The organism is Ensifer adhaerens, from assembly GCF_000697965.2.
In the GTDB taxonomy this organism is placed as follows: Bacteria; Pseudomonadota; Alphaproteobacteria; order Rhizobiales; family Rhizobiaceae; genus Ensifer; species Ensifer adhaerens.
In genome coordinates this window covers 564,760-589,341 of sequence record NZ_CP015882.1, presented here as the reverse complement: position 1 = coordinate 589,341, position 24,582 = coordinate 564,760, and the positions used below count along the sequence as shown (strand labels likewise).

Here is a 24,582-nt window from a genome sequence, read left to right as displayed (position 1 = left end):
GAGCTTCCGATCGGAACATAAGGTGGAATTATGCTGCAGACATTTTCTTCTCCCATATCATCGCTGCTTGATGCAAGAGCGGAGGGCCATTCGCTTCCCGCCGGTCTCTACACGCGAGAGGATGTCTTCGAGGCGGATCTGGAGGTCTTTTTCCGCCGGCACTGGATCTGCATTGGGCTTGAATGCGATGTACCGGAGCCGGGCGATGCAACCGTCGTCGATATTGGCAAGACCAGCCTCATCCTCCTGCGCGACGATGACGGCGGGATCCGCGTCATGCACAATGTCTGCCGCCACCGAGGCGCCCGACTGCTCGATCCAGGCAAGACGATCGTTTCGAAGCTTGTCTGTCCCTACCACACCTGGACCTATGAGCTTTCCGGTGAACTGAGCTATGCGCCCCATATGGGCAAGAGCTTCGACAAGGAATGCCGCAGCCTCAAGCCCGTGATCTTCAAGTCGGTTGGCGGCCTTGTTTATGTCTGCCTTTCGAACGATCCGCCCGAAGATATTGAGCGTCTCGTCGGGGTCATGGCAGAACGGCTTGCTCCCTACGATATCGCCAACGCCAAGGTCGCGTATGAATCCGATGTCATCGAACAAGGCAACTGGAAGCTCACGATCGAGAACAACCGTGAATGCTACCACTGTTCCGCCAACCATCCCGAGCTCTGCGTCTCCTTCGTCGACCTCGATTTCGGCTTCGATCCGGACGCTTTGAGCCCGGAAGATCGCGCCCAGGCGGAGGAGCATTTTTCGCTCTATGAGGAGCGCACCAGGCGGTGGGAGGCAGATGGCTACCCCTCCGCGGCGGTCGAGCAACTGGTGGACTGCACCACCAACTTTCGGACGCAACGGCTGATCATTTCGGGGGCGGGCGAATCCCAGACGCCCGACGCGACCGCTGCCTCGGCAAAGCTGCTCGGCACGATGTCGCGCAAGGATCTCGGCGACATGCATCTCTGGGGTCACAACAGCTGGAACCACTTCATGGGCGACCACGCCGTCGTTTCGATCGTCATCCCCCTATCGGCCGACAAGACGCTCGTGCGGACGAAATGGCTTGTGCACAAGGATGCCGTCGAGGGGGTCGACTACGAACTCGAAAAGCTCACCAACGTCTGGATCGCCACAACCGAGCAGGACGCCGAACTGGTCGCCCGCTCCCACGCCGGCGTCGAAGATCCCGCTTACGTGCCGGGTCCCTACTCGCCCTTCTCCGAAACAAACCTCGACAAATTCGCGTCGTGGTACATCGATCGGATGCGCGCCCATGGATACTAAGAGCAACTTTTCTCCCGCCGGGCGTCTCGAGCCGAGCGATATCTGGAGCCGCGACGCGGACGAGGACCTGGTCTGCATCGATGTCCATCAGGAAACACACGACGTGAAGACCTTTACCTTTGCGTCCACCGAAGGCAAACGTTTTGCCTTCGAAGCCGGTCAGTATTTCCTGTTCGACCTCGATATCGAGGGCGAGCCGGAAAGCCGCTGCTACAGCATCTCGTCCTCGCCGAAGCGCAGCAATGCGTTCTCGGTGACCGTCAAGCGCGTCGCCGACGGCAAGATCTCGAACTGGCTTCACGATCGGCTCACGGTCAACGCCAAGGTCAAGGCGAACGGTCCCCTCGGCCAGTTCATTCGCCCGAACGGTCGGAAGTACCTTTTTCTGTCGGGAGGGTCGGGGATCACACCGGTCATGGCGATGGTTCGCGAATTGGCCGATACATGCGAGCCTGTCGACGTCGTCTTCATGCACGCGGCGCGAACCCCGAAGGACCTCATCTTCCGCGACGAACTCGCGTCACTCGCCTACCGGATGAAGGGCCTGCGCTTGCAGTTTCTGCCGGAAGTCGTTACCGGCGAAACCAACTGGCATGGCCTGACGGGACGCATATCGGCTGCTTACTTGCAGCTTGCTGTTCCCGATATCGCCGAACGCATTGTCATGTGCTGCGGCCCTGCCCCGTTCATGGCGGCAGCGCGCACGATCGCTGCCGAACTCGGCGTTCCGCAATCCAACTACATCGAGGAGAGCTTCGATGCGGCCGTGATCGACACCCCGGATATTCCTATCGTCGATCAGCCGGCGACCCGAACGTTCCAGGTCGAGTTCTCCAAACAGGGCCGCAAGATCGAAATCGGGGGCGAGCAGACCGTGCTTTCCTGCGCAAAGAAAGCGGGCGTAAAACTCGCCTCATCGTGTTCGAACGGCGTCTGCGGCACGTGCAAGTCCAAGCTCGTATCGGGTTCGGTCGAGATGAACCACAATGGCGGGATAAGGCAACGAGAGATCGATGCTGGGCTTTTCCTTCCTTGCTGTTCGAAGCCGCTCAGTGATCTCGTCGTCGATCGCTAGGCTTGGCCTAGCGATCGACATAGCGGACAGTCAGCGGTCTGACTATTAGGCAGGAAGCGCGCCGCTCTTCTTGGCCGCCCAGGTGGCGAGAACGTCCATCAGGACTGGGTTGAGACAGTCATAGGGTTCGAGGCCCAGTTCGCGCAGCCGCGCGCGCATGCTGTCCATTCCGGCCGGGTCATAGCCGCTCTCGATGATCGACGATACGAAGGCGGCAAAACCCGGTTTTGCCCAGCCTGCCTCCTGGAAGCGCTCAGGATGAACGAAGGAAAGCCCCTTGAACGCGTGGTCACGCTCGACCGGGCCGTACATGTGTACGCCGCAATCCTTGCACGCATGTCGCTGGATCAGCGCCGCCGGGTCCACGACCGCAAGCTTGTCGCCATTTTCGAGCACCTCGACATTTTCCGTTGGCGCGACGGCGACAACCGAGAACGCGGCACCATCTGGTTTCCAGCACTTTGTGCAGCCGCAAGCATGGTTGTGGGCGATATCACCCTTGACGCGCACTTTCACGGGATTGCTCGCGCAGTTGCAGACCAGCGTGCCGCCGGAAAAGGCAGCGTCCGTCGCCTTGAACCCGCTGTCGAGGGATGGATGGATCGCAATGCTTGGCATGGGCTTCTCCTCCTTCTGGCCGGCGCACAATGCCCGGCTGCTTGTTGGCGCCGCCGGCTAGATCACGCTGCGGCGCAAAAAGTGCATTTGCAGTCTGGAAACGGTCCTCAACCCGCGCTCAGTATAACACCACGCTGCGAATGCTCTCGCCCGAATGCATCAGTTCGAAGCCCTTGTTGATGTCTTCGAGCGGCATCGTGTGGGTGATCATCGGGTCGATCTCGATCTTGCCTTCCATGTACCAGTCGACGATCTTCGGCACGTCGGTGCGGCCGCGCGCACCGCCAAAGGCGGTGCCCATCCAGGTGCGACCGGTGACGAGCTGGAACGGCCGGGTGGAGATCTCCTGGCCGGCGCCGGCAACGCCGATGACGACCGACTTGCCCCAGCCGCGATGCGAGGCCTCGAGCGCCTGGCGCATCACCTTGGTGTTGCCGGTGCAGTCGAAGGTGTAGTCGGCGCCGCCGATCTGGTCGGCGCCGCGCTTGGTCATGTTGACGAGGTAAGGCACGATTTCATCGCCGACCTCCTTCGGGTTGACGAAGTGGGTCATGCCGAAGCGTTCGCCCCAGGCCTTCTTGTCGTTGTTGAGGTCGACACCGATGATCATGTCGGCACCGGCAAGGCGCAGGCCCTGAATGACGTTGAGGCCGATGCCGCCGAGACCGAAGACGATCGCAGTCGCACCCATTTCCACCTGTGCCGTGTTGATGACGGCGCCGATGCCGGTCGTCACGCCGCAGCCGATGTAGCAGATCTTGTCGAACGGCGCGTCCGGGTTGACCTTGGCAACCGCGATCTCCGGCAGCACCGTGTAGTTGGCGAAGGTCGAGCAGCCCATGTAGTGGTGGATCGTGTCCTTGCCGATCGAGAAGCGCGAGGTGCCGTCGGGCATCAGGCCTTGGCCTTGCGTCGAGCGGATCGCGGTGCACAGATTGGTCTTGCGCGACAGACACGACGGGCAGGAGCGGCACTCGGGCGTGTAGAGCGGAATGACATGATCGCCCTTCTTCACCGAGGTCACACCCGGGCCGACGTCGACGACGATGCCGGCGCCTTCATGGCCGAGGATCGCCGGGAACAGGCCTTCCGGATCGGCGCCGGACAGGGTGAAGTCGTCGGTGTGGCAGATGCCTGTGGCCTTGACCTCGATCAGCACTTCGCCGGCCCGCGGGCCTTCGAGCTGAACCGTCATGACCTCAAGCGGCTTGCCTGCCTGAACGGCAACGGCGGCGCGTACATCCACTGTGGTATCCTTTTCGTTGATGCTTCAATCGCGTGGAAGGGCCAACCGAACCACGGTCAGCCCACCTGGGTTCGGTCGCTTAAAAACGGACCTACGAAGCCTTCTGCAACTCCGGCAGAGCGTCGAAGAGATCGGCAACCAGTCCGTAGTCGGCGACCTGGAAGATCGGCGCCTCTTCGTCCTTGTTGATCGCGACGATGACCTTCGAGTCCTTCATGCCGGCGAGGTGCTGGATGGCACCGGAGATGCCGCAGGCGATGTAGAGATCGGGGGCAACGACCTTGCCGGTCTGGCCGACCTGCCAGTCGTTCGGCGCGTAACCGGCGTCGACGGCAGCGCGCGAAGCACCGACGGCAGCACCGAGCTTGTCGGCAACCGGCAGGATGACTTCCTGGAATTTTTCCGACGAGCCGAGCGCACGACCGCCCGAGATGATGATCTTGGCAGACGTCAGCTCCGGGCGGTCGGACGACGACAGGGCATCGGCGACGAAGGAGGAAACGCCGGGGTTGGCGGCAGCCGAGACGCTCTCGATCGCCGCCGAGCCGCCTTCAGGGGCGGAAGCGAAGGAAGCGGTGCGCACGGTGATGACGCGCTTGGCTTCGGTCGTCTGCACCGTCTGGATGGCGTTGCCGGCATAGATCGGGCGCAGATAAGTATCCGACGAGACAACTTCGATGATTTCCGAGACCTGAGAGACGTCGAGCAGGGCTGCGACGCGCGGCATGACGTTCTTGCCGACCGAGGTCGCGGCGCTCACGATGGTGTCGTAGTTGCCGGCGAGCGAGACGATCAGGGCCGCCAGCGGCTCTGCCAGGTTGTTGGCAAGCGAGGCGTCGTCGGCAACGATCACCTTGGCAACGCCCGCAAGCTTGGCGGCCTGTTCGGCTGCAGCCTTGGCGCCGGCGCCGGCGACCAGCACATGCACATCGGCTCCAGTCCCACTGGCGATTTTCGAAGCGGCGCTCAGCGCCTTGGCGGTCTGGTCGGAAAGGTGGTTGCTGTCGTGGTCAGCCAGAAGAAGAATGGCCATGATAAAATCTCCCTTCCTTAAATCAGAGCACGCCGGCTTCGACTTTAAGCTTTTCGACGAGCTCGGCGACCGACTTGACCTTGATGCCGGCCTTGCGGCCCGACGGCTCCTCGGTCTTCAGCACCTTGAGGCGGGCGGCCGTGTCGACGCCGAAGTCGGCCGGGGTGTGTCTGTCGAGCGGCTTCTTCTTCGCCTTCATGATGTTCGGCAGTGAGGCGTAGCGCGGCTCGTTCAAACGCAGGTCGGTGGTGACGACGGCCGGCAGCTTGATGTCGATCGTCTGCAGACCGCCGTCGACTTCGCGCGTCACGGTTGCCTTGCCATCGCCGATCTCGACCTTGGAGGCGAAGGTGCCTTGCGCCCAGCCGAGCAGGGCCGACAGCATCTGGCCGGTCTGGTTCGAATCGTCGTCGATTGCCTGCTTGCCGACGATGATCAGGCCCGGCTGTTCAGCCTCGGCCACGCCCTTGACGATCTTGGCGACAGCGAGCGGCTCGACCTGGTCTTCGGTCTCAACCAGGATGGCGCGGTCGGCCCCCATGGCGAGCGCCGTGCGCAGCGTCTCTTCGGCCTTGGCCGGACCGACGGATACGACGACGACTTCGTCCGCCTTGCCGGCTTCCTTCAGCCTGAGCGCCTCTTCGACCGAGATTTCGTCGAACGGGTTCATCGACATCTTCACGTTCGCAAGCTCGACGCCCGAACCGTCTGCCTTCACCCGGATCTTGACGTTGTAGTCAACGACCCGTTTCACCGTCACAAGTATTTTCATGGCAAACCTTTCTCCCGCGCTCGGTCTCGGCCGAACGCCCTTTCGTCAGTGCCTCGGTCGATCAGGCAACAATGCCCAGAATGCAAACAGCGGTTTCTCACCCGACCGCATGGCGTGTCTGACGCCAGGCGGATTGTAGAAGGAACCTCCGATCCCGGGTGAGAACCATTCGGAATCGCCATGCTGAAACTCGCCTTCCGACAGGACGAGGTACGTCTCTTCCGGGGCGTGGTCGTGGTCGGGATAACGCACATACGGCGCCATCAGCGTCGCGCCGAGCCAGAGGTCCCTCCGGTCCTCCAGGCCACCCGGTCCGGCGATCATCGCATTGGCGTGGCTCATCAAGAAATTTTCGCTGGCCGTATGGTCGTAGACCGAGCGCCACTTCCATTCGAGCATCGGCTCAAGGTCCGAGAAGCGTCTGATTAGCGTATCCAGGGACGATCGGCCGGTTTCTGCAGCCAGCACACTGTCGAGATGTTGGCTGCAGACCGGGAGGCGCTTGCCGATGTCCAGACGTTGCGGTTGCGGCGCTTCAAGCTGGGCAAAAATCTGCATGAGTGACTGGCGCGCCCGCAGAGCCTGTGAAAACTGGTTGAACGCGACAAAGGCCGCGTCCAGAAACGCTTGCAAGGCGTCAAACCGCGCCATTCTCAGATGTCCTTGGCAAGACGCAGCGCATCGTAGATAGCCGCATGTGTATTGCGGGCCGCAACGGCATCGCCGATCCGGAAGAGTTGATAGGCGCCCTCCGGGTTGCGTTCGACGGACTGCGGCGTGCCGGCAATAAGCTCGTCGTAGGAGACTTCGCCAAGGTTCCGCGAGCCAGGCTTCAATTCGAAATAGAGGTCGTCCAGCGGGATGGTTCCGTGGTTGACGACGATCTGGTCGAAGGTCTGCTGCTTGGCAACGCCGCCATAGTCACTGCCAACATGGGCGATGATCTGGTTGCCACTCTTTTCAACCGACTCCAGCCGGTACGTGACTGTGAAGGTGACGTCGAGTTTCTGCAGCGAGCGCATGTAAGGAACGAGGTTCATCGCCATGACTTCGGGCGCGAAGGAGCGGTCCGGTGTCATGATTTCCACCTTGGCACCGGCCTTGGCGAGGAACTCGGCTGCCTGGAGGCCCGCATGGTCGCCGGCGTCGTCGAAGATGAGCACGTTGGTTCCAGGCTTCACATCACCGGAGATGATGTCCCAGGAGGAAACGACGAGTTCGTTGCCCTTCGACAGCACCTCTGTGTGCGGCAATCCACCGGTAGCGATAATGACGACATCGGGCTTTTCGGTGAGTACCGTCTCAGCCTCGGCCCAGGTATTGAACCGGAAGGTGACGCCGAGCTTTTCGCACTGGCTCATGCGCCAGTCGATAATGCCGATCATTTCCCGCCGGCGCTCGCTCTGGGCCGTCAGGCGGATTTGACCGCCCGGATTGTTCGCGGCCTCCAAAACAACGACCTCATGACCCCGTTCCGCCGAGACGCGAGCAGCCTCAAGGCCGGCCGGACCGGCACCGACGATGACGACCTTCTTGCGAACGGCAGCCTTCGGGATCCGATGCGGCATCGTTTCTTCGCGACCGGTCGCCGCATTGTGAATGCAGAAAGCCATGCCACCTTGATAGATGCGGTCGAGACAGTAGTTGGCGCCGACGCAGGGGCGAATATCATCCTCGCGCTTTTCCATGATCTTCCGCACGATATGCGGGTCGGTCATGTGGGCGCGGGTCATACCGATCATGTCGACCTTGCCGGCAGCGATTGCGTGACGGGCCGTCGCCACGTCCTGGATCTTGGCGGCATGGAAGGTTGGAAACTTGGTTGCCGCGCGCACATCGCCGGCAAAATCCAGATGTGGTGCGCTCGCCATCCCCTGAATCGGGATGACATCTGTGAGGCCCGGATCCGTATCGATATGACCGCGGATGACATTCAGATAATCGATGAGGCCGCTTTCCTTGAGACGACGGGAAATCTCCAGGCCTTCGGCCTTTCCGGTCCCGCCGGGAAGACATTCGTCTGCCGTATAGCGAACGCCAAGGATAAAGTCGTTGCCGACCCTTTCGCGCATGGCCCTGAAGACGTCGAAACAAAAGCGCAGGCGGTTATCGAGCGAACCTCCATAAGGACCGTCGAGTTCGTTGGTGAGCGGCGAGGTGAACTGGTCAATAAGATGCCCGTAGGCTTCCAGCTCGACACCATCCATACCGCCCGCCTTCATCCGTTCGGCGGCGTCCGCAAAGTCCTTGATAATGCGCTCGATGTCCCAGTCTTCGAGCTTCTTGGGAAAGGCTCGGTGCGCTGCCTCGCGATGATGTGAGGGTGCAACGACCGGGAGCCAATCGCCCTTGTCCCAGCGGGTACGCCTGCCGAGGTGCGTGAGCTGGATCATGATCGCAGCCCCCTCTTCATGCACGGCGTCGGTCATTTGCCGGATCCAAGGCACGATCTCGTCCTTGTATGCGAGCAGGTTGTTGAAGACCGGAGGGCTGTCCTTGGACACTGCCGCCGAGCCGGCGGTCATCGTCAGCGCCACCCCGCCCTGGGCCCGCTCAACGGTATAGGCGCGGTAGCGGTCCTTCGGCATGCCGTCTTCGGGATAGGCAGGCTCGTGAGACGTAACAATGATGCGGTTGCGCAGGGTCAAATGCTTCAACTGAAACGGCTGAAGCAGGGGATCGTTCGACATGCGACGGGCTCCGGTTTATGGGAATTTATCGCAACGGTAAGCGGAAATGTACATAGGTGTCAATAATCAAAAACACCGTGGTTCAGATATTCGACACATATGTACATTTTGCTTGAAACGGCCGTTTGGATTTGTTAGGAGGCAATCATGGAACAGGCGATGACTGACACTGGCTGGCGCGGTTCTCAGGAGGGATGGCTCGAGGCCGCCTATGACTCCCTGCTCGAGTCGGGCGTGGACTCGGTGAAGATCCTGCCGTTGGCCAAACGGCTCAATCTTTCCCGGACCAGCTTCTATTGGTTCTTCAAGGACCGGGAGGAACTGCTGAGTGCCCTCGTCGCGCGCTGGAGGGAGAAGAATACCGGCAATCTGGTCAAACAGTCCGAAGCCTATGCGGAGTCCTTGGCCGAGGCGATGCTGAACGTTTTCGACTGCTGGGTGAACAAGGAACTGTTCGACTCCCAGTTCGAGTTCGCCGTTCGCAGCTGGGCGCTGCAATCGCCCGAGATACAGGCCGAAGTCCATGAGGCCGATCAGGCGAGAATGGAGGCGCTGGGCCGCATGTTCATGCGGTTCGGATATGACGCGGGACCGGCGGACGTTCGCGCACGAACGACCTACCTGGTCCAGATTGGATACATCTCGATGCAGTCCAAGGAGGATCTTGCGCTCCGCATGAAGCGCATTCCGGAATACATCGCGATTTACACCGGACAAACACCACAGCAGAGGGAGCTCGATCGCTTCTTCGCCCGGCATGGCTACAAACCAGAGTGAGAGAAGCATGGAAACGGGCGGGCCTTTGAGGGTTGGCGTAATTGGTGGTGCGGGATGGCTGGGCGGAGCAATCGCCGACGCCATTCTCGACGCCGGCATCGTCGAGCCTCAGAACCTGTCGCTCTCCTATCGCAGCGAGCGCCCCGACCGTTTCAACCGCTCCTTCTGGACATCGGACAATCAGGCACTTGCCGACCGCTCGGACGTCATCGTTCTCTCCGTCCGTCCGGCTGACTGGCTCAGCCTGAACGTTGTTGCCGAGGGCAAGCTTGTCATCTCCGTCATGGCGGGCATCCGCCTCAGCGCCCTTGTTGAGCATCATCGGACGGACCGCGTGGCCCGAACCCTGCCAAATGCGGCGGCCGAAGTCCGCAAGTCCTATACGCCGTGGGTCGCAGCCGCCGGGCTGCAGAACGACGATCGAGACATCATAAGGGCGATCTTCGATGCTTGCGGTTCTCAGGATGAAGTGCATTCAGAAGCGGAAATCGACTATCTGACCGGCCTCACCGGATCCGGGCCTGCCTTTCCGGCGCTGCTCGCCGAAGCGATGATGGCAGACGCCGTCTCGCAAGGACTGGCTCCCGAGATCGCCAAGCGTGCCGTCAATACCCTTATCACGGGTGCCGGTCGGCTGCTTGAGCAGCGTGACGACTGTCCGACCGACATTGTCCAGACCTTCCTCGACTATCGCGGCACCACCGCGGCCGCGATCGAGGAGATGCGCGCGGCCGGATTCGATACCGCCGTCTCACGCGGATTGAGGGCTGCGTTCAGGAAATCGGTTCGCATGGGAGAAGCCTCCTAGCGTCGTTGAGACGGGGTCCGCGGCGCCCCGCCTCAGAAGAAAAGCCGCCAAAAGAGGGAACGATAATGAAAAGCTTGCTAGCATCGACATGCCTGTTCCTTGGGACCGTCGCCGGTTCGTCGCTCGCCAGCGCGGCAGACTGCGGCAGCGTCACCATCGCCAGCATGAACTGGCAAAGTGCCGAGGTCATTTCCAATCTCGACAAGATCATCCTCAATGAAGGTTACGGCTGCAGCGCCGAAATCACCATCGGCGATACCGTACCGACGATCACCTCCATGGCGGAAAAAGGCGAGCCGGATATCGCGCCCGAGGCCTGGATCGATCTGCTTCCCGACGTGGTCAAGAAGGGAACCGAAGAAGGCCGTATCGTAAAGGTCGGGTCTCCGCTGCCCGATGGCGGCGTTCAGGGCTGGTGGATCCCGAAGTATTTCGCCGATGCCCATCCAGACATCAAGACTATTCCCGATCTCCTGAAGCATCCCGACCTCATCAAGGACCCTGAAGACCCGAGCAAGGGCGCGATCTTCAATGGTCCACAGGGCTGGGGTGGAACGGTCGTGACCGCACAGCTCTACAAGGCTTTCGAAGCAGAGAAGGCCGGCTGGACGCTGGTGGACACCGGCTCGGCAGCAGGCCTCGACGGCTCGATTGCCAAGGCCTATGAGCGCAAGGAAGGCTGGGTCGGCTATTACTGGGCACCGACCGCCCTGCTTGGCAAATACGAGATGGTGCAGCTTGAGGCAGGCGTCCCCTATGACGCAGCCGAGTGGAAGCGTTGCATTACGGTTGCCGAATGCACTGACCCGAAGCCGAGCGCCTGGCCGGTCGATACGATCGTGACACTTGTCGCCAAGCCCTTTTCCGAAAAAGCTGGCCCCGAGGTCATGGAGTACCTCAACAAGCGCTCCTGGAGCAACGAGACAATCGCCAAGTTGATGGCCTGGATGACCGACAACCAGGCGAGTGGCGAGGAAGGTGCAAAGCACTTCCTCGAAGAAAACCCGGATATCTGGAAGAAGTGGGTCTCCCCAGAGGCCGCCGCCAAGATCGAGGCTGCGCTCTAGTCAGCACGGCCGAAAACCCGGTGCGGTGTGCCTTCAGCATATCGCACCGTTCTCGCCGACATAACAACAAGAACGCATCGGCTCTTTCGAGAAGGGGAACCGAATGGACTGGTTTTATCAATTTCCCAGCATGGACGACAACGCGCTTCGAAACCTCAAGAAAGTTATCGACGAAACGTTTCGCGGCTTTACCCGAAACTACGGTGATCTGATCGAGGGCTTCTTCGTGCCGCTCCAGCATTTTCTAATCGCTTCTGAACGGTTCATGACCAAGACGCCCTGGCCGATCATCACGCTCCTCATCCTCGCCATCGCCTGGGCAGCGACCAGAAGCATTCGCATCGCCGCCGGCTGTCTCGTGACGCTGTTGCTCATCGGCTACTTCGACATGTGGGACGATACGATGCGGACGATCTCGATGATCTTCGTCTGCACGATCCTGTCGATCGCGATCGGCCTGCCGATCGGCATTCTCATGTCGCGCTCCGACAGGGTCCAGCGGGTCGTCAACCCGGTGCTCGACGTCATGCAGACCATGCCAAGCTTCGTCTACCTGATCCCCGTCGTCATGCTGCTCGGCATTGGCAAGGTGCCGGGCCTGATCGCCGTCGTCATCTACGCGATCCCGCCGATGATCCGGCTCACCAATCTCGGCATTCGCCTGGTCGACAAGGACGTACTGGAGGCGGCCGATGCCTTCGGCGCCGACAACCGGCAGAAGCTCTTCAAGGTGCAGCTCCCGCTTGCGCTTCCGACCATCATGGCAGGGATCAACCAGACGATCATGATGGCGCTTGCCATGGTCGTCATCGCCTCGATGATCGGTGTTCAGGGTCTTGGCCAACCCGTACTGAAGGCGATCGCCAACCAGTACTTCACGCTCGGTATCTTCAATGGTCTTGCGATCGTCGGCATCGCCATCATGTTCGACCGGGTCAGCCAGGCCTATGGCGAACGATTGCAGAAGCACCGGGAGGTGGTCCATGGCTGAGCACGCTTTCGGCGGCATCGCAATCCGCCATCTCTATAAGATCTTCGGACCGGATGCCGGGGCTCATGTCGAGGCGGTTAGGAACGGCCTCACCAAGACCGAACTGAACGAGCGTCACGGGCACGTGCTCGGCCTTCGCGACATCAACATCGAGATGCCGTCGGGCTCGATCCAGGTGATCATGGGGCTTTCCGGCTCGGGCAAGTCGACGCTCATCCGGCATATCAACCGGCTGATCGATCCGACGGCCGGCGAAGTTCTCGTCGACGGCGTCGATGTGGTGAAGATGCCAGAGGCGGAACTGCGCGAGTTCCGCCGCCACCAGACCGCCATGGTGTTCCAGAAGTTCGCGCTGCTTCCGCATCGAAGCGTGCTCGACAACACGATCTTCGGCCTTGAAATCCAGGGCGTAGCGCGCGCACAAAGCATCGATACTGCCATGCGCTGGCTGGAACGGGTTGGACTTAAGGGCTTCGAGCACAAGTATCCCAATCAGCTCTCCGGCGGCATGCAGCAGCGCGTCGGGCTCGCCCGCGCGCTTGCCAACGACGCACCGGTGCTTTTGATGGATGAGGCCTATTCAGCCCTCGATCCTCTCATCCGCACGGACATGCAGACGGTGCTTCTGGACCTGCAGAAGGAGATTAAAAAGACGATCGTCTTCATCACCCACGACCTCGACGAAGCGCTGAGGCTCGGTGACCAGATTGCCATTTTGCGCGACGGCGAGGTCATCCAGCAGGGCACGAGCCAGGATATCGTGCTGAGGCCTGCCGACGACTATGTCGCCAATTTCGTCAAGGAGGTGAACCGGGGCCGCGTTGTCCATGTGGAGGCGATCATGGCACCGCTTGGCGCAACTGCAGCCGACAGTGGGCAACGGATTGCCGCCGATCTCACAATCGAAGAAGCGGTCCGTACGCTCGCCTCTGCGCCCGAAGGTGATATCACCGTCGTCGATCCGTCCGGAATGCCTCTCGGCACTGTCACCTTCCGCCAGCTCGCGGGCGCCATGGTCAATGCGCACGAGACGAACGATCGCGCAATGGCAATCGCGGCCAACGCGGCGTAAGCGCGGATCGGCCGGCGAATGCCATTCCTCCGGGCGGCCGGTCCTCCGCCCGGAAAAGCGCCAAGGGTGGCTCCTCCCTCATTCCATTCCAGTCCCGATCCCCTCCCCGCCAGGAGTTGCGCCATGTCCAAGAAATTTCCTCGGCTGTTTTCCCCTCTCAAACTGCGGTCCCACACGCTGAAGAACAGGATCGTGTTCGGCGCGCACACGGCGAACATGGCGGTCGAGGGTCTGCCGACCGAACGACATACCGCCTATTACCGGGAACGAGCGATCGGCGGCGCCGCGATGATCGTCGTCGAACCCATGCCCGTCCATGCCGCAGCCGTTTTAACTCGCGGCAATTTTCGCCACTCCGATGACAGTGTCATCCCCCATCTCAAGAAGGTGGTCGAGGCGATCAAAGGGCATGGAGCCATAGCGATCCAGCAGCTCTATCACGTCGGAGCGCATGGGGATTCCGACAATTCGTTCCATCCGCATTGGTCGCCTTCGGGCGGGCCGAGCTATCATGACAGCGACGGCTCGCATCCGATGACCGAAGCGGAAATCCTGGAAACGATCGATGGCTTCGTTGCGGCGGCACGTCGCTGTCGGGACGCCGGCTTTGACGGCGTCGAAGTATGGGCTGCCTATCTCGGTTTGGTCGACCAATTCTGGACGCCATGGTGCAATCGGCGCGACGATCAGTGGGGCGGTTCGCTTGAAAACCGCACGCGGATGTCTCGGGAAATCCTGACGCGGATCAGGGACGTCTGCGGGCCAGATTTCATTGTCGGCCTTGCCGTCAGTGACGAACCGGACGTGAAGGTTGCGCTTCAACGCGACGAGCTTGCCGAAATCATCCGACTGCACGACGAACTGGGCCTTATCGATTATGTCACCTGCGGCTCTGGCGGCTACCTCGATTTCTACAAGCTGATGCCGACGTTCCTCTGTCCGGAAAAACTTGGCGCCGATCTCGCTTCAGTCCTGAGGAGTGTCGTCAAGAACGCGCTTGTGATCGCCGAAAGCCACATCCGCACCCCCGAAAACGCCGAAACGGTGCTCGGCCAGGGAGCAGCCGACCTCGTTTCGATCGTGCGCGGGCAGATCGCTGATCCGCATCTTGCAAAGAAGGCGGCCGAAGATCGCCCGGAGGACATTCGCGGCTGCATCTCGTGCAATCAGATGTGCTGGGGACGCCGGTCGCGCGACTACTGGATCAGCTGTCTGATCAACCCGTCCGTCGGCCGCGAGGCCGAATGGAACGGCGACCGCTTTTTGAAGACCAGCGATCCCCAGCGCGTGCTGGTCATCGGTGGCGGCCCAGCCGGACTGGAGGCCGCCCGGGTGGCCGCCGAGCGTGGCCACGAAGTCGCGCTCGCCGAGGCGTCGAACCGGCTCGGCGGTAACTTCCTGCTCGCAGGCATGCAGCCACGAAGGGCCCAGATCCTCGATCTCATCGCCTGGTATGAGCGCCAGCTCGAAAAACTCGGTGTAGAGGTTCGCCTCAACTCCTATGTCGAGGCCGAGGACATCGATCCTTCCGAGTTCGGGCGTGTCATCGTCGCCACCGGCTCCTATTCGCCGGAGACGGTGTTCCAGAAAGCGCTGCCGGCGGTCGAGGCGATGCCGGGCCTGGCGAAGGGTAACGTCTTCACAGTCGAAGCCGTCATGGCGCGGCAGGCAAGGCCGGGCAAGCGCGTTCTGCTTTTGGATGAAGGCGGCGGCTGGCGCGGCTGCGGCACCGCCTGGAAGCTCGCCGAGGAGGGCCACGAGGTGGCGCTCCTGACGCCCGACCCGTTCGTCGGCAAGGAGCTGCAGCGAACCGCAGCCGACGTTCCGATGCGGCAGGCGCTCAGGAAACTCGGCGTCACATGGATCGTCGAAGCCAGCGTCATCGAATGGCACGGCAACGGCGCGACCATCGTCGACCACACCACGGGAGAGTGTCGCTTCATCGACGCGGATGCCTTGGTGACGGCCACCACGAATGCCCCGGCCGACTGGCTGATGCCGGGGCTCGCCGAACGCGGTATCGCTACGCGCCAGATCGGCGATTGCGCCGCACCGCGGCAGGCACCCTATGCGTTTTATGAGGGTAGGAAAGCGGGACTGGAGATCTGAGATGGAAGAGGTCGAACTCAACCAGAGGCAAGCAGAAGATCTGGCGATGAGAGCTTGCCTTGGTGCCGGCGCCAATCCGGCGAGCGCCCGATCGCTCGTGGACGCAACAGTGTCGGCCGCCCGCTTCGGCCCGAGCGCGGTCGGGTTTCCGCACCTCGTCGATTATCTGAACAGTTTTCGCGAGGGGCGCATCAATTGCGATCCCACGCCGGCCGCCACGCGCCCCTTCCCCGCTCACATCACCTGCGATGCCGACCGAGGCATCGCGCAGCTCGGTTTCGACCTTGCCTTCCGCGATTTCGTGGATGCTGCCCGCAACTTCGGGATCGCGCTCTTCACCCAGAAGAACAGCTATACAACGGGCGAGCTCGGCTACTACGTGCGCAGGCTCGCGCTGGAAGGCCTGAGCGGTCTTGCGGCGACCAACGCGAATGCCATGGTCGTAGCAAAGGCAGGAGGACCGGCTGTCTTCAGCACGAACCCCATCGCCTTCGGATTTCCGCTCGGCGCCAACGCGCCGCCACTCATCGTCGACCAATCGTCAAGCGCGACTGCCTACGTCAACATTGCCGCCGTCGCCGCCGAGGGACGAGAAATCCCGGAAGGATGGGCGGTCGACAACGAAGGCGCCGATACCCGGGACGCCGAAAAGGCACTCTTAGGCGCGCTGCTACCCTTCGGTGGCCGCAAGGGTGCGAACGTCGCGCTCCTCGTCGAAATGCTGTCGGCCGGACTTTCCGGTGGCTCCTGGTCGCTGGACGCATCAAGCTTCAGAACGGGCGATACCTCGCCCGCCGTGGGTTTGACGGTGATTGCGATGATGCCGGGCCCGCCAGGGAGCGACCACATCGCCCGCGCCCACCAACAGGTCCGGCGGCTCAAGGAACTTGGTGTCTACGTTCCAGGCGTTAGCGGCAGGCCTCGCTCGATTGACCAGCCATTGCGCGTGTCGCGCGCTGTCTTCGACGTCATTGGTCGCTTCGCGTCCAAGTGGGATCAATCGACTGGCGCACGAACGTAAGAATACCTGCCGTCTCAGATACGCTACACGCCGAGAGAAATCGCCATCCCTTCCTGGGCGGCCTACACCGCCATGTTCTTGCGCGACAGATCGAGGTGAGCGCGAACCAACGCCTCAGCTAGGTCAGGATCGTGGTCCGCAATTGCATCGATCATTTCGTCGTGCCGGCGTGACGCTTCGTGCAACTCTACCAACATGATGCCATATCCGAACGGCAACCTGTTTGAGCCATGGACAGCCGTGTTCGGTCATGACGCAGGCGACCGCAGAATTCATCGGTGCTTGGGCATCATAACATCGATAGTCAACTCGGCAACGGCACTCGAAGCGCCAACGCTCTAGCGAGGGCGACATCGCTATCCTTGAGCGAATGAACGAGGCGCACCGGTCCGTCATTGTCTCGCACAGGCATTACCGCTCAACCGACCACAGCAAGCTCGAGAGCCCGCTGATGCGCGGCCGCGGCTGCCTCCCTCAGCAAAGCCGCCAGACTCGGCTCGGCCATGAGGACCTCAAGTGCCGCAGCAGTCGTGCCGTTCGGGCTGGTTACTTGCTGGCGGAGCTCCGTGGGAGAAAAGACGCTGGCGCTGGCGAGAGTTGAAGCACCGTCAACCGTCTGCTTCGCCAACGCATGCGCAGTCTCTACCGGCAGACCGACAGCGATACCTGCCTCGGTCAAGCACTCGATGAAATGGAAGAGGTAGGCCGGCCCCGACCCCGATATTGCAGTCGCGGCATTGATGAGCTCTTCTTCCGGCAGCCAATGGACGTTTCCGACGGCTGCCAGAAGATCACTCACATAGGCCATCTGAACGTTACCGGTGTGCGCGTTGGCAAAAGCGGCAATAACTCCCATGCCGATCGACGCCGGCATGTTGGGCATGTCGCGCACGATCGGCACCGCACCAAGCGTCGCCTCGAAGGTCGCGATCGGCACGCCGGCGGCGATGCTGACAAAGGCGGCGGTTGCGCTAAACCGCCGGTATGTCGCAAGCATCGAGCCGATGACCTGCGGCTTGACGGCGACAATGAAGGCGCGCGGCTGCAGTGCCTGCGGCAGCTCGGACGCATCCGCGTAGGCCGCAGCGCCCGCTGCCACTGCGCGCCGGCGGAGGGCCTCCACCGGCTCGACCACATGAATTCGGTCAGCGGCAATGCCAAACCGGGCCACCCAGCCTTCAAGCAGCGCAAAACCCATGTTGCCGCAACCAACCAGCACGATTTCGCCAGACTGATCCATACCGTCGCTTCCCTTCATGCGCGCACTCGGCCCAAAGCACGCCAGCCCTATTGCTGCGCCAGTCGGTCCCAGCAATCGCCGAGTGCGACAGGCGACCGATGCTTCATGATCCGCTGGCTCGGCGTGCGTTCGAACTCGTCGACAACGGCGATGTTGCGCGAATGAGCCGGAATCGCCGGTGTGCAGCGCGCCCTCCAGCGAAGTGCGCACGACGATCTCGCCCCTGCCCCCTGTCGGCACCGGCTCGCCCTTTTCGTGGAGGATATCGACCGAGAACCAGGGCATCGGTTGACCCACGGCGCCGACAACGCGCAAACGACCGTCAAATCCAATTGACTATAAGCCCTCCCAACACTATGTTGGCAGTTAACAACTAACCCAGCATCCTGAGAGACATGGGCTCCGGGCGGTTGGGGGAAAAAGCCGGCGCAAGCCGGTTTTTTTATGCCCGGGAGCAAGGAGTGCCAGCGTTACGAACACGCGTCTATATCGACGGCTATAATCTCTATTATGGATGCCTACGCAAGACCGCGTTTAAATGGCTCGATGTTCTCGCCCTATTCGAGGCGCATATACTGCCGAGCATCCTTTATCGTCCCGAACCGGGCGCCGATCCGGCGACGATGATCCTGCACCCGGACTGTGCGATTAAATACTTCACGGCGAAGATTATCGACAGCGCGGCCAAGGGAGAGGATTCGGTCTCGTCGCAGGCTCACTACCACAATGCCCTGACGGCGCATTGTGCCGGACGGCTTTCCTTCGTGATGGGCTATTATTCGCTCTACAAGGCCAACCAGCATATCGTTCCGGCGGATGATCCGAAACGCTGGCCGCGTGACTGCGACAAGATCCAGGTGTGGAAGCTTGAGGAAAAGCAGTCGGATGTGAATCTGGCGCTCCAACTCTACGACGACGCGCTGAGCGGGGACGTCGACCAAGTGGTACTTGTCACCAATGACACGGACCTGGCGCCGGCACTTGAGATGCTGAAAGCGCGTTGCCCCCATATCGTCCGTGGGCTGGTGATCCCGACGCGCAATGTCGGCGCTGGCGGCGATCTTGAGCGCGAGGCGAACGTCTCGCTTGCGAAGCTCGCCCATTGGGTGCGGCGGCATATTTTGGATGAAGAGCTGCGCGCCTCGCAATTGCCGGATGTCGTTCCCGGCCGCCGTCGTGCCAGCATCAAGCCACACTCATGGTATGCGAAGCCGCATCACCTTGCGAAAATGCTGGAGATGGCGCGCCCGGTCCTGCGAGGCGAATGCGAGATCCTGAAATGGGCACGCAGAGAAAGCGTGCATCTCGGCGGCCGTCGGCCGATCGATCTGATCGCGACGGACGCAGGCGCGGCCGAGGTCTTCGACTACATCGAATCCTATATCCGGGAGCAGATCGAAAAGGCCGGGGAGCCGGACGATTTGTCGTCCTGAACTTGATGGGCGGAAGGTAGTTCGAGGGGTGGGGTTTCGGGGCAAAACTTACCTTACGTCGATGGTGTTCAAGTTGCTCGGTCTGGCAAAGACGACGCTCAGCCTGTACCGCACCTTGCTGCGCACCTGCGCGGGAAAGACAGCCGGCGAGCGTGGTTCCGCGGAACTACGCCATGATCTCGCGCCCGCGTTCGTTGACCAGCGTCCTGGCCACCACGTCTTCTTTCGATCTGCAGCAGCGTGCCCGCAGGGGCTCCATGGCACACCCCTGTCATGCGCGGAGCTTTATGCTGGAACAGAATGTAGCCCTTACTAACCCTGCACAATCGACTGAGCCGCGTGTTTTACCGGCGTGGCGCAACGATCGTTGCTGCAAGCGCCAGTCGATTCAAGCTGCGCCCACGCGTCGCCTGTTCAGTCGTCAATACGAAACCCGACCTTCATGACCACCTGGTAGTGCGCGACTTCGCCATCCTTGATGTGTCCCCTGATCTGGTCGACCTCGAACCATTCCAGGTTTCTCATGGTCTTCGATGCACGCGCGATCGCGGTTTCGATAGCGTCGGTAACAGACGACTTCGAACTGCCGACCAGCTCTACCTTCTTATAGACGTGATCACTCATAACAACCTCCCGTTTGCTTTGAGAAAGGACATCCTACAGGCAAGCTGCAATCCTTGCGCTAACAATCAGCGCAAGGAAGTGTCTGGCTCTATTGTCGCATCAATCTTTTAGCGACCTGTAATTTTTAAATGCCAAATGCATAAATCAAAACTATTGCTTAACACTGGTATGTACCAATTCCGATACGCGCACTTTCGGACATTCTTCCTGGCGTGCGGTCTAGAGCTTCTTGTCTGTCGTTGGTTTTCGCAAAGAGAGAGGTTTGCAAGCACATGAACGACTGGAGTACGGACGGGCGTGGCAATGTCCGGTCCTCGACCATCGTCGGCTGGAAAGCCGAGCCGGCAAAAGGCGATGAAACGGGCGACGTTTTCTTGAGGATCGAATTCAGCGTCGACCCTAATCTCACGGATGTGTCGGCGCTGCAGTTCAGATTAACCAGACAACAGGCCGATCACATCAGTGGGACGTTGGGAGGCCTTGCGGATCGGTCTTCATCGCTGCGGGGTGTCTGCCGGGAGGCCGGCGCGCTCGCTCTGCAACGAAAATGACCCAAAGCAAAGGGACGTTCGTGACCACGCGGAAGGAAATCGCCGATCGCGTCGTTGCGAAATGGCCAGAGTGCGGCATGGCGATCGAGCGTGATGCCGAGGTCGAGGTCCTGCTCAAGCTGCGGTTCACCGGCGATGTGCCCATCGATTGCATCCGGCGCAGATACCTCAAGTTACTTCAAGAACGCCGGCCAGGGCGCAAGGTCGATTGAAAGCCCTTGGCGGACCAAACCAAATGCGGAACGGGAGGCGACGCTGATGGGATATGACTGGAACGGCCGTCGCGAACGCCGTATGAAGATCGCGAGGCTTGGAACAGCCGTGGCTTTGGCAGCGCTCCTGGTATCGATGGCGGCCAAAGTCGCGAGCGAGGCCCTCTAGGCCACGGTGCTCGCTACGGCTCGTCGGGCGTCGCTTTAAACATCGCATGGAACACGTCTATGCATCCAGCCTCAATTAAGCATTGTTTGCTCGGAGAGGAGACAGTTCATGCCTACAATTGGCAAGTCGCCCGCCGGCCTCCGCACAAGCATGCTGGGTTTGACCTTCGCCCTCACTGGTAGCGTGGGTACTCGTGCTGGCCCTGGCGGCCTGATTTCAAGACCTCGGAAAATCTGAACTGGTTCGATGAAAACCCGGACTGAAATTACGACGGATCTTCGACAACTGGGCGTTCGAACGGGCGATCTTGTGATGGTTCACGCCTCCTTGAAAGCCGTTGGTGCTGTCAAAGGCGGGCCGACGGCCATTGTCGGCGCACTTCTCGATGCGATTGGATCATCGGGCACCCTTATGGGCTATGCCTCATGGGACCGCTCACCCTACGAGGAAACTTTGAATGGCGTCCGGATGGCTGATGAAGCGCGTCGTACTTGGCCGCCGTTCGATCCCGCAACCGCTCGCACCTATCCGGGTTTCGGCCTGCTCAACCAGTTTCTTGTTGAAGCGCCCGGCGCACGCCGTAGCGCTCATCCCGACGCATCTATGGTTGCGGTTGGGCCACTTTCCGAGACGTTGATCGAGCCTCATCGGCTTGGCCAGGCCTTGGGAAATGGCTCGCCAATCCAACGATTTGTCGAACTAAGGGGAAAAGTGCTCTTGCTGGGCGCCCCTTTGAACTCCGTTACCGCTCTCCACTATGCGGAAGCCATCGCCGACATCCCCGGCAAGCGGCGCGTGACTTACGAGATGCCGCTTCTTGGTCCGAATGGTGAAACGGTATGGGAGACCGCCGAGGACTTTGACACCAACGGCATCCTTGATCGTTTTGCGGTCGCGGGCCAGGCCGACGCGGTCGAAACGATTGCGAATGCCTACGTTGCCACTAGCCGGCACCGGAGCGGGACGGTCGGAGATGCGTTCTGCCACCTCTTCGACGCGCGGGACATCGTGTCGTTTGGTGTAGCATATCTCGAAAGCCGATTTGGCAAGGGTGCGTAGGCACCGCGAAACGGATCCACGAATACGGCGGTGGTCGCGGTGCCGCTCAGACGGACAAAGTGGGTGTACCAGGCGGCGGCCGCGAAAGCGAACAAAGCCGGTTCGCGCGAACTGTCCGCCCGATCCGCGATTGCGCAAGTCAGGTTCTTCTTCCGTGCAGCAGCCATTCCCTACCTCGCCGTGGAGCGTCCCTTATGGTGCCATGAGGACCGTCTCGTACCAGCTGGCGCCAGCCAGTGGCAGGCCTCCCAGTCCATAACGATGCGGGCCGCCCCATTCGGACGGAAGACTTGGTCCTATCCGGTCGGCGTCGAATGTCAGCGACGGCTCAAACGCCGCTGCTGAGATATTCCGCAGCAGCCCGCGGCTGCGCTAGAGATCCATCCATCCAGCTTTCGCCGGCGCGTTGCCTGGAAATCCGGAGATTGGTGACCGCGCTGGCGACGGCGCGGAACGCACAGAGACCGATGTAAATTACACCTGCCCAGAGACTTCAGGTGTTACGAACGTAACATCCACGCCGTGACGCGTTTGGTATCATACAATCGGGAAAGTAGTTCCTTGAACACTCGGTTGTCTTGCAACTTATGCCTTTCGACAACGCGACTTGTTAACTGATCGCTTCCTGCATCAAAAAGCAAAATCGCAAGGGAGGATGCCATGATGAAGCTATTGCTCGTGCTCATTGCCCTGACGTCATTCGTGCCTGCGACGGCAGCTGCACAATGCAACCCGGCGGTACAGCAGTGCCGTTAAGGCACTGCCCCAAACTGTGATTTACCACCATGCCGAACCTTGTCGCGCTGCTCTTCGGAGCGGCGATAGTCCTATTTTATTCTTACGGGCGCTTCAACCGTGTCACCTACGAGGGCGGGCGGCAGATGGAGCGGCTTGTCAACCTGTTGTCGCCCGACAAGCTTCGGGCGCGGCGCATCGTCATGCACGCCTACGCATGCTACGCGCTCATACTTCTGATCATCTACTTCTTCCTCTGCGCCTACGCGGAACTCCTCCCAATGCTCGGTGGCCCGGATCTTTCGATCGGTGCGAGCAAGCTTCCCGTTCCTTCCGTCGATGCCCCGGTAGCGATCACCACAGGCTTCACCCCGGGCAGCAACAGTGCTGCAAGCACCTGGATGCAGCCTCTGTCCACCATCGTCGTTCCGTCGGTCGTGCGGGACTTCGATATCGGCATCGACGCATCGGTCTCGCTTGCCATCGCGCTGATCATGGTCGGTCTGGCACCCAGTTTCCCGCTTCTGGGAAGCTTCGAGGATTGGATGCGAAGTGCTGCCCACCGCCTGGCGGGTATTCCCACCCGCGTCATCGGCGCCAGTGAAGATCTGCGCCGGAAGGACCTCGCGATCTCGGCCGACAGCGCGTCATCCCTCGAAAAGAACTCCCTCCTCATTCCGCGCAGCAATTGGGAGCGTATTGATCATTATCAGGCGGCCGCGAAGGATCAGTTGAGCGAACCCGAGGACTTTCGTCTCGATCTGGAACTGATCTTCTCCGTCTCTGCCTGGATCCTCGACCGCAAGCTGAAGCTCGCCAACGCCCCCGCGCGGGAGCGTTTTCAGAAACTTGAGGAAGAGCTCAGCAAGCGACGGGATCAGTTGGTCGTGGATCTGGACGAGAGGTCGGGCTACGGGTCAGGCGCGGCGAAGGAAGCGCCTGTCAGCAACGGAGCCGCCGATGCAAGCCTCGGCGAACGCAAGAGGGCGACCTGGGAGCGATTGGCGTCGGATGCCGACGACCTTGCAGACGATCTTTGCATCCTGCTCGCGCTCTATGTCGAGCACGAGATCATCGTCGTCTCGCCGGCGACGGCAGACGAGGCAGCGGCACATCAGCAAGTCGTTGCCCGGAAAAAGCTCGAGCAGTTCCTCGGCGCCCTGTTGTACCCCCATTTAAGCGCTGGCTATCGCAGATCCTACGCGACGTTGACTGCGCTCTGGGCCCTCGGCACCGTGCTCTTCGTCAGCCTCTTTTGGAGCCTGCTACCCGGTCGGTTTGAAAGCGAGCTCGTATGGGGTAGCCCCGTCAATGTCTATTCTCGCACGCTGACCTACATCTTCTACGCGTTCAACAACTACTGCATCCCGATGATTGTGACGCTCGCGCTTCGCGACGCAGGCATGCAGTCGCGTCGTTGGCAGAACATGCGCGAGGCGCATTGGACCTCGTGGTTGCCGCAAGCCGTGCTCGTCGTTTTCGTGTCCTGGGCCGTCGCCGCCGTATTCGTCATGGGGCTGCAGCTCTGGAAAACCGGCCTCGACACAGGTTGGGCCGCCGGCGATCAAGGCCTCTCGCTGTTCCTGCAGCTTTCGTTCGAATACAACGCGCCGACGGCCGTTCGCGGCGCCGTACTTGCCCTGATCGTGGCGTTCCTGCTCGATGCATGGTTGGCTCGGGCACTGTCACTCTCGCTGCAGCCGACGTATCTCTCAAGCCTGATCTGGGCGGTCGGCGCATCGGTTGTCATGGCCGTCTGCGGAGGGGCGACCCGTTACCTGACATCATGGGCAACGAAGCCCGCAACCACTCTGAGCCTCGACGCAATCGATAGAGGTCTCGTCGTCTACTCGGCGATGTTCTCGGCGTTCATCGGCTTCGTCGTCGTGTTTTGCGTCACGGCTGCTCTTCTCAACCAACGCGGCGGCGCCGAGCGCTTCCGTTCGGGAAAGACGCCCGCACGCGTGGCGCCAAGACCAACACCCGCGGAGTAGCC

Annotated in this window: 23 protein-coding genes; 14 read left to right on the top strand and 9 right to left on the bottom strand. The window is 61.0% G+C overall.

The window, feature by feature from the left end; translation table 11 throughout:
• The first annotated feature begins 30 nt into the window (after positions 1-30).
• On the top strand, positions 31-1,284 hold the full coding sequence (locus FA04_RS30375) for an aromatic ring-hydroxylating oxygenase subunit alpha (protein WP_034801946.1): 1,254 nt from the start codon (positions 31-33) through the stop codon (positions 1,282-1,284).
• Positions 1,274-2,359, top strand: a complete 1,086-nt coding sequence (locus FA04_RS30370; protein ID WP_034801950.1) for an FAD-binding oxidoreductase — start codon at positions 1,274-1,276, stop codon at positions 2,357-2,359. The genes FA04_RS30375 and FA04_RS30370 overlap by 11 nt, the downstream gene beginning before the upstream one ends.
• 45 nt (positions 2,360-2,404) lie before the next feature.
• On the opposite strand, the gene gfa is transcribed toward FA04_RS30370, so the two are convergent.
• The 6 genes from gfa to FA04_RS30340 all read right to left on the bottom strand — a co-directional run bounded on the left by gfa (position 2,405) and on the right by FA04_RS30340 (position 8,718).
• Positions 2,405-2,977: an S-(hydroxymethyl)glutathione synthase gene (gfa, locus tag FA04_RS30365; RefSeq protein WP_034801952.1), complete on the bottom strand. Its 573-nt coding sequence runs from the start codon at positions 2,975-2,977 to the stop codon at positions 2,405-2,407.
• A gap of 118 nt (positions 2,978-3,095) precedes the next feature.
• The gene (locus tag FA04_RS30360) at positions 3,096-4,223 is read right to left on the bottom strand and encodes an S-(hydroxymethyl)glutathione dehydrogenase/class III alcohol dehydrogenase (RefSeq protein ID WP_064817068.1); all 1,128 of its coding nucleotides are present in this window, start codon (positions 4,221-4,223) and stop codon (positions 3,096-3,098) included.
• Positions 4,224-4,314: 91 nt separating this feature from the next.
• Complete coding sequence (locus FA04_RS30355; protein WP_064817067.1) at positions 4,315-5,256, bottom strand: electron transfer flavoprotein subunit alpha/FixB family protein; 942 nt, start codon at positions 5,254-5,256, stop codon at positions 4,315-4,317.
• A gap of 22 nt (positions 5,257-5,278) precedes the next feature.
• Entirely contained in the window at positions 5,279-6,028 is a 750-nt protein-coding gene (locus tag FA04_RS30350; RefSeq protein WP_064817066.1) for an electron transfer flavoprotein subunit beta/FixA family protein, read from the bottom strand.
• 45 nt (positions 6,029-6,073) lie between these two features.
• Positions 6,074-6,679, bottom strand: a complete 606-nt coding sequence (locus tag FA04_RS30345) for a dimethylsulfonioproprionate lyase family protein (protein ID WP_034799986.1) — start codon at positions 6,677-6,679, stop codon at positions 6,074-6,076.
• Positions 6,680-6,681: 2 nt separating this feature from the next.
• Positions 6,682-8,718, bottom strand: a complete 2,037-nt coding sequence (locus tag FA04_RS30340; protein WP_034799985.1) for an NADH:flavin oxidoreductase — start codon at positions 8,716-8,718, stop codon at positions 6,682-6,684.
• A gap of 147 nt (positions 8,719-8,865) precedes the next feature.
• Here FA04_RS30340 and FA04_RS30335 point away from each other — a divergent pair, with 147 nt between their 5' ends.
• The 7 genes from FA04_RS30335 (at position 8,866) to FA04_RS30305 (ending at position 16,563) form a co-directional block, all read left to right on the top strand.
• A complete protein-coding gene (locus FA04_RS30335; protein WP_034799984.1) occupies positions 8,866-9,495 on the top strand; it encodes a TetR/AcrR family transcriptional regulator in 630 nt (209 codons plus the stop codon).
• A gap of 7 nt (positions 9,496-9,502) precedes the next feature.
• Positions 9,503-10,303, top strand: a complete 801-nt coding sequence (locus tag FA04_RS30330; protein WP_034799983.1) for a pyrroline-5-carboxylate reductase family protein — start codon at positions 9,503-9,505, stop codon at positions 10,301-10,303.
• Positions 10,304-10,368: 65 nt separating this feature from the next.
• Positions 10,369-11,370, top strand: coding sequence for an ABC transporter substrate-binding protein (locus FA04_RS30325; RefSeq protein ID WP_034799982.1), 1,002 nt, complete (start codon positions 10,369-10,371; stop codon positions 11,368-11,370).
• A gap of 103 nt (positions 11,371-11,473) precedes the next feature.
• Complete coding sequence (locus FA04_RS30320) at positions 11,474-12,361, top strand: ABC transporter permease (RefSeq protein WP_034799981.1); 888 nt, start codon at positions 11,474-11,476, stop codon at positions 12,359-12,361.
• Positions 12,354-13,433: a quaternary amine ABC transporter ATP-binding protein gene (locus FA04_RS30315; RefSeq protein WP_034799980.1), complete on the top strand. Its 1,080-nt coding sequence runs from the start codon at positions 12,354-12,356 to the stop codon at positions 13,431-13,433. The genes FA04_RS30320 and FA04_RS30315 overlap by 8 nt, the downstream gene beginning before the upstream one ends.
• Positions 13,434-13,556: 123 nt before the next feature.
• Positions 13,557-15,542 (top strand): oxidoreductase, encoded by a 1,986-nt coding sequence (locus FA04_RS30310; protein ID WP_034799979.1) that lies wholly within the window; start codon positions 13,557-13,559, stop codon positions 15,540-15,542.
• A gap of 1 nt (position 15,543) precedes the next feature.
• Complete coding sequence (locus FA04_RS30305; RefSeq protein WP_034799978.1) at positions 15,544-16,563, top strand: Ldh family oxidoreductase; 1,020 nt, start codon at positions 15,544-15,546, stop codon at positions 16,561-16,563.
• Between the two features lie 62 nt (positions 16,564-16,625).
• Here the strand turns inward: FA04_RS30305 and FA04_RS34715 are convergent, their stop codons facing one another.
• Positions 16,626-16,760: an FCD domain-containing protein gene (locus FA04_RS34715; protein WP_082572910.1), complete on the bottom strand. Its 135-nt coding sequence runs from the start codon at positions 16,758-16,760 to the stop codon at positions 16,626-16,628.
• 221 nt (positions 16,761-16,981) lie between these two features.
• A complete protein-coding gene (gene proC / locus FA04_RS30300; protein WP_034799977.1) occupies positions 16,982-17,803 on the bottom strand; it encodes a pyrroline-5-carboxylate reductase in 822 nt (273 codons plus the stop codon).
• Positions 17,804-18,198: 395 nt separating this feature from the next.
• Between proC and FA04_RS30295 the strand changes: the two genes are divergently transcribed.
• A complete protein-coding gene (locus FA04_RS30295; protein ID WP_082936613.1) occupies positions 18,199-19,236 on the top strand; it encodes an NYN domain-containing protein in 1,038 nt (345 codons plus the stop codon).
• 414 nt (positions 19,237-19,650) lie between these two features.
• Here the strand turns inward: FA04_RS30295 and FA04_RS30290 are convergent, their stop codons facing one another.
• Entirely contained in the window at positions 19,651-19,860 is a 210-nt protein-coding gene (locus FA04_RS30290) for a dodecin (RefSeq protein ID WP_034799975.1), read from the bottom strand.
• A 272-nt stretch (positions 19,861-20,132) separates the two neighbouring features.
• Between FA04_RS30290 and FA04_RS30285 the strand changes: the two genes are divergently transcribed.
• The 4 genes from FA04_RS30285 (at position 20,133) to FA04_RS30270 (ending at position 24,580) form a co-directional block, all read left to right on the top strand.
• Positions 20,133-20,411 (top strand): hypothetical protein, encoded by a 279-nt coding sequence (locus FA04_RS30285; RefSeq protein ID WP_034799974.1) that lies wholly within the window; start codon positions 20,133-20,135, stop codon positions 20,409-20,411.
• On the top strand, positions 20,408-20,623 hold the full coding sequence (locus FA04_RS30280; protein ID WP_034799973.1) for a hypothetical protein: 216 nt from the start codon (positions 20,408-20,410) through the stop codon (positions 20,621-20,623). Before FA04_RS30285 ends, FA04_RS30280 begins: the two co-directional genes overlap by 4 nt.
• Before the next feature lie 415 nt (positions 20,624-21,038).
• Complete coding sequence (gene aac(3) / locus FA04_RS30275) at positions 21,039-21,851, top strand: aminoglycoside 3-N-acetyltransferase (RefSeq protein ID WP_034799972.1); 813 nt, start codon at positions 21,039-21,041, stop codon at positions 21,849-21,851.
• Between the two features lie 785 nt (positions 21,852-22,636).
• Entirely contained in the window at positions 22,637-24,580 is a 1,944-nt protein-coding gene (locus FA04_RS30270) for a hypothetical protein (RefSeq protein WP_034799971.1), read from the top strand.
• The last annotated feature ends 2 nt before the right edge of the window (positions 24,581-24,582 follow it).

Excerpts from the sequence above, each read along its gene's own strand:
- FA04_RS30375 (WP_034801946.1), top strand. The coding sequence starts at position 31 with ATGCTGCAGACATTTTCTTCTCCCATATCATCGCTGCTTGATGCAAGA.
- FA04_RS30370 (WP_034801950.1), top strand. The coding sequence starts at position 1,274 with ATGGATACTAAGAGCAACTTTTCTCCCGCCGGGCGTCTCGAGCCGAGC.
- gfa (WP_034801952.1), bottom strand. The coding sequence starts at position 2,977 with ATGCCAAGCATTGCGATCCATCCATCCCTCGACAGCGGGTTCAAGGCG.
- FA04_RS30355 (WP_064817067.1), bottom strand. The coding sequence starts at position 5,256 with ATGGCCATTCTTCTTCTGGCTGACCACGACAGCAACCACCTTTCCGAC.
- FA04_RS30350 (WP_064817066.1), bottom strand. The coding sequence starts at position 6,028 with ATGAAAATACTTGTGACGGTGAAACGGGTCGTTGACTACAACGTCAAG.
- FA04_RS30345 (WP_034799986.1), bottom strand. The coding sequence starts at position 6,679 with ATGGCGCGGTTTGACGCCTTGCAAGCGTTTCTGGACGCGGCCTTTGTC.
- FA04_RS30340 (WP_034799985.1), bottom strand. The coding sequence starts at position 8,718 with ATGTCGAACGATCCCCTGCTTCAGCCGTTTCAGTTGAAGCATTTGACC.
- FA04_RS30335 (WP_034799984.1), top strand. The coding sequence starts at position 8,866 with ATGGAACAGGCGATGACTGACACTGGCTGGCGCGGTTCTCAGGAGGGA.
- FA04_RS30330 (WP_034799983.1), top strand. The coding sequence starts at position 9,503 with ATGGAAACGGGCGGGCCTTTGAGGGTTGGCGTAATTGGTGGTGCGGGA.
- FA04_RS30325 (WP_034799982.1), top strand. The coding sequence starts at position 10,369 with ATGAAAAGCTTGCTAGCATCGACATGCCTGTTCCTTGGGACCGTCGCC.
- FA04_RS30320 (WP_034799981.1), top strand. The coding sequence starts at position 11,474 with ATGGACTGGTTTTATCAATTTCCCAGCATGGACGACAACGCGCTTCGA.
- FA04_RS30315 (WP_034799980.1), top strand. The coding sequence starts at position 12,354 with ATGGCTGAGCACGCTTTCGGCGGCATCGCAATCCGCCATCTCTATAAG.
- FA04_RS30310 (WP_034799979.1), top strand. The coding sequence starts at position 13,557 with ATGTCCAAGAAATTTCCTCGGCTGTTTTCCCCTCTCAAACTGCGGTCC.
- FA04_RS30305 (WP_034799978.1), top strand. The coding sequence starts at position 15,544 with ATGGAAGAGGTCGAACTCAACCAGAGGCAAGCAGAAGATCTGGCGATG.
- FA04_RS34715 (WP_082572910.1), bottom strand. The coding sequence starts at position 16,760 with ATGTTGGTAGAGTTGCACGAAGCGTCACGCCGGCACGACGAAATGATC.
- proC (WP_034799977.1), bottom strand. The coding sequence starts at position 17,803 with ATGGATCAGTCTGGCGAAATCGTGCTGGTTGGTTGCGGCAACATGGGT.
- FA04_RS30295 (WP_082936613.1), top strand. The coding sequence starts at position 18,199 with ATGGGCTCCGGGCGGTTGGGGGAAAAAGCCGGCGCAAGCCGGTTTTTT.
- FA04_RS30290 (WP_034799975.1), bottom strand. The coding sequence starts at position 19,860 with ATGAGTGATCACGTCTATAAGAAGGTAGAGCTGGTCGGCAGTTCGAAG.
- FA04_RS30285 (WP_034799974.1), top strand. The coding sequence starts at position 20,133 with ATGAACGACTGGAGTACGGACGGGCGTGGCAATGTCCGGTCCTCGACC.
- FA04_RS30280 (WP_034799973.1), top strand. The coding sequence starts at position 20,408 with ATGACCCAAAGCAAAGGGACGTTCGTGACCACGCGGAAGGAAATCGCC.
- FA04_RS30270 (WP_034799971.1), top strand. The coding sequence starts at position 22,637 with ATGCCGAACCTTGTCGCGCTGCTCTTCGGAGCGGCGATAGTCCTATTT.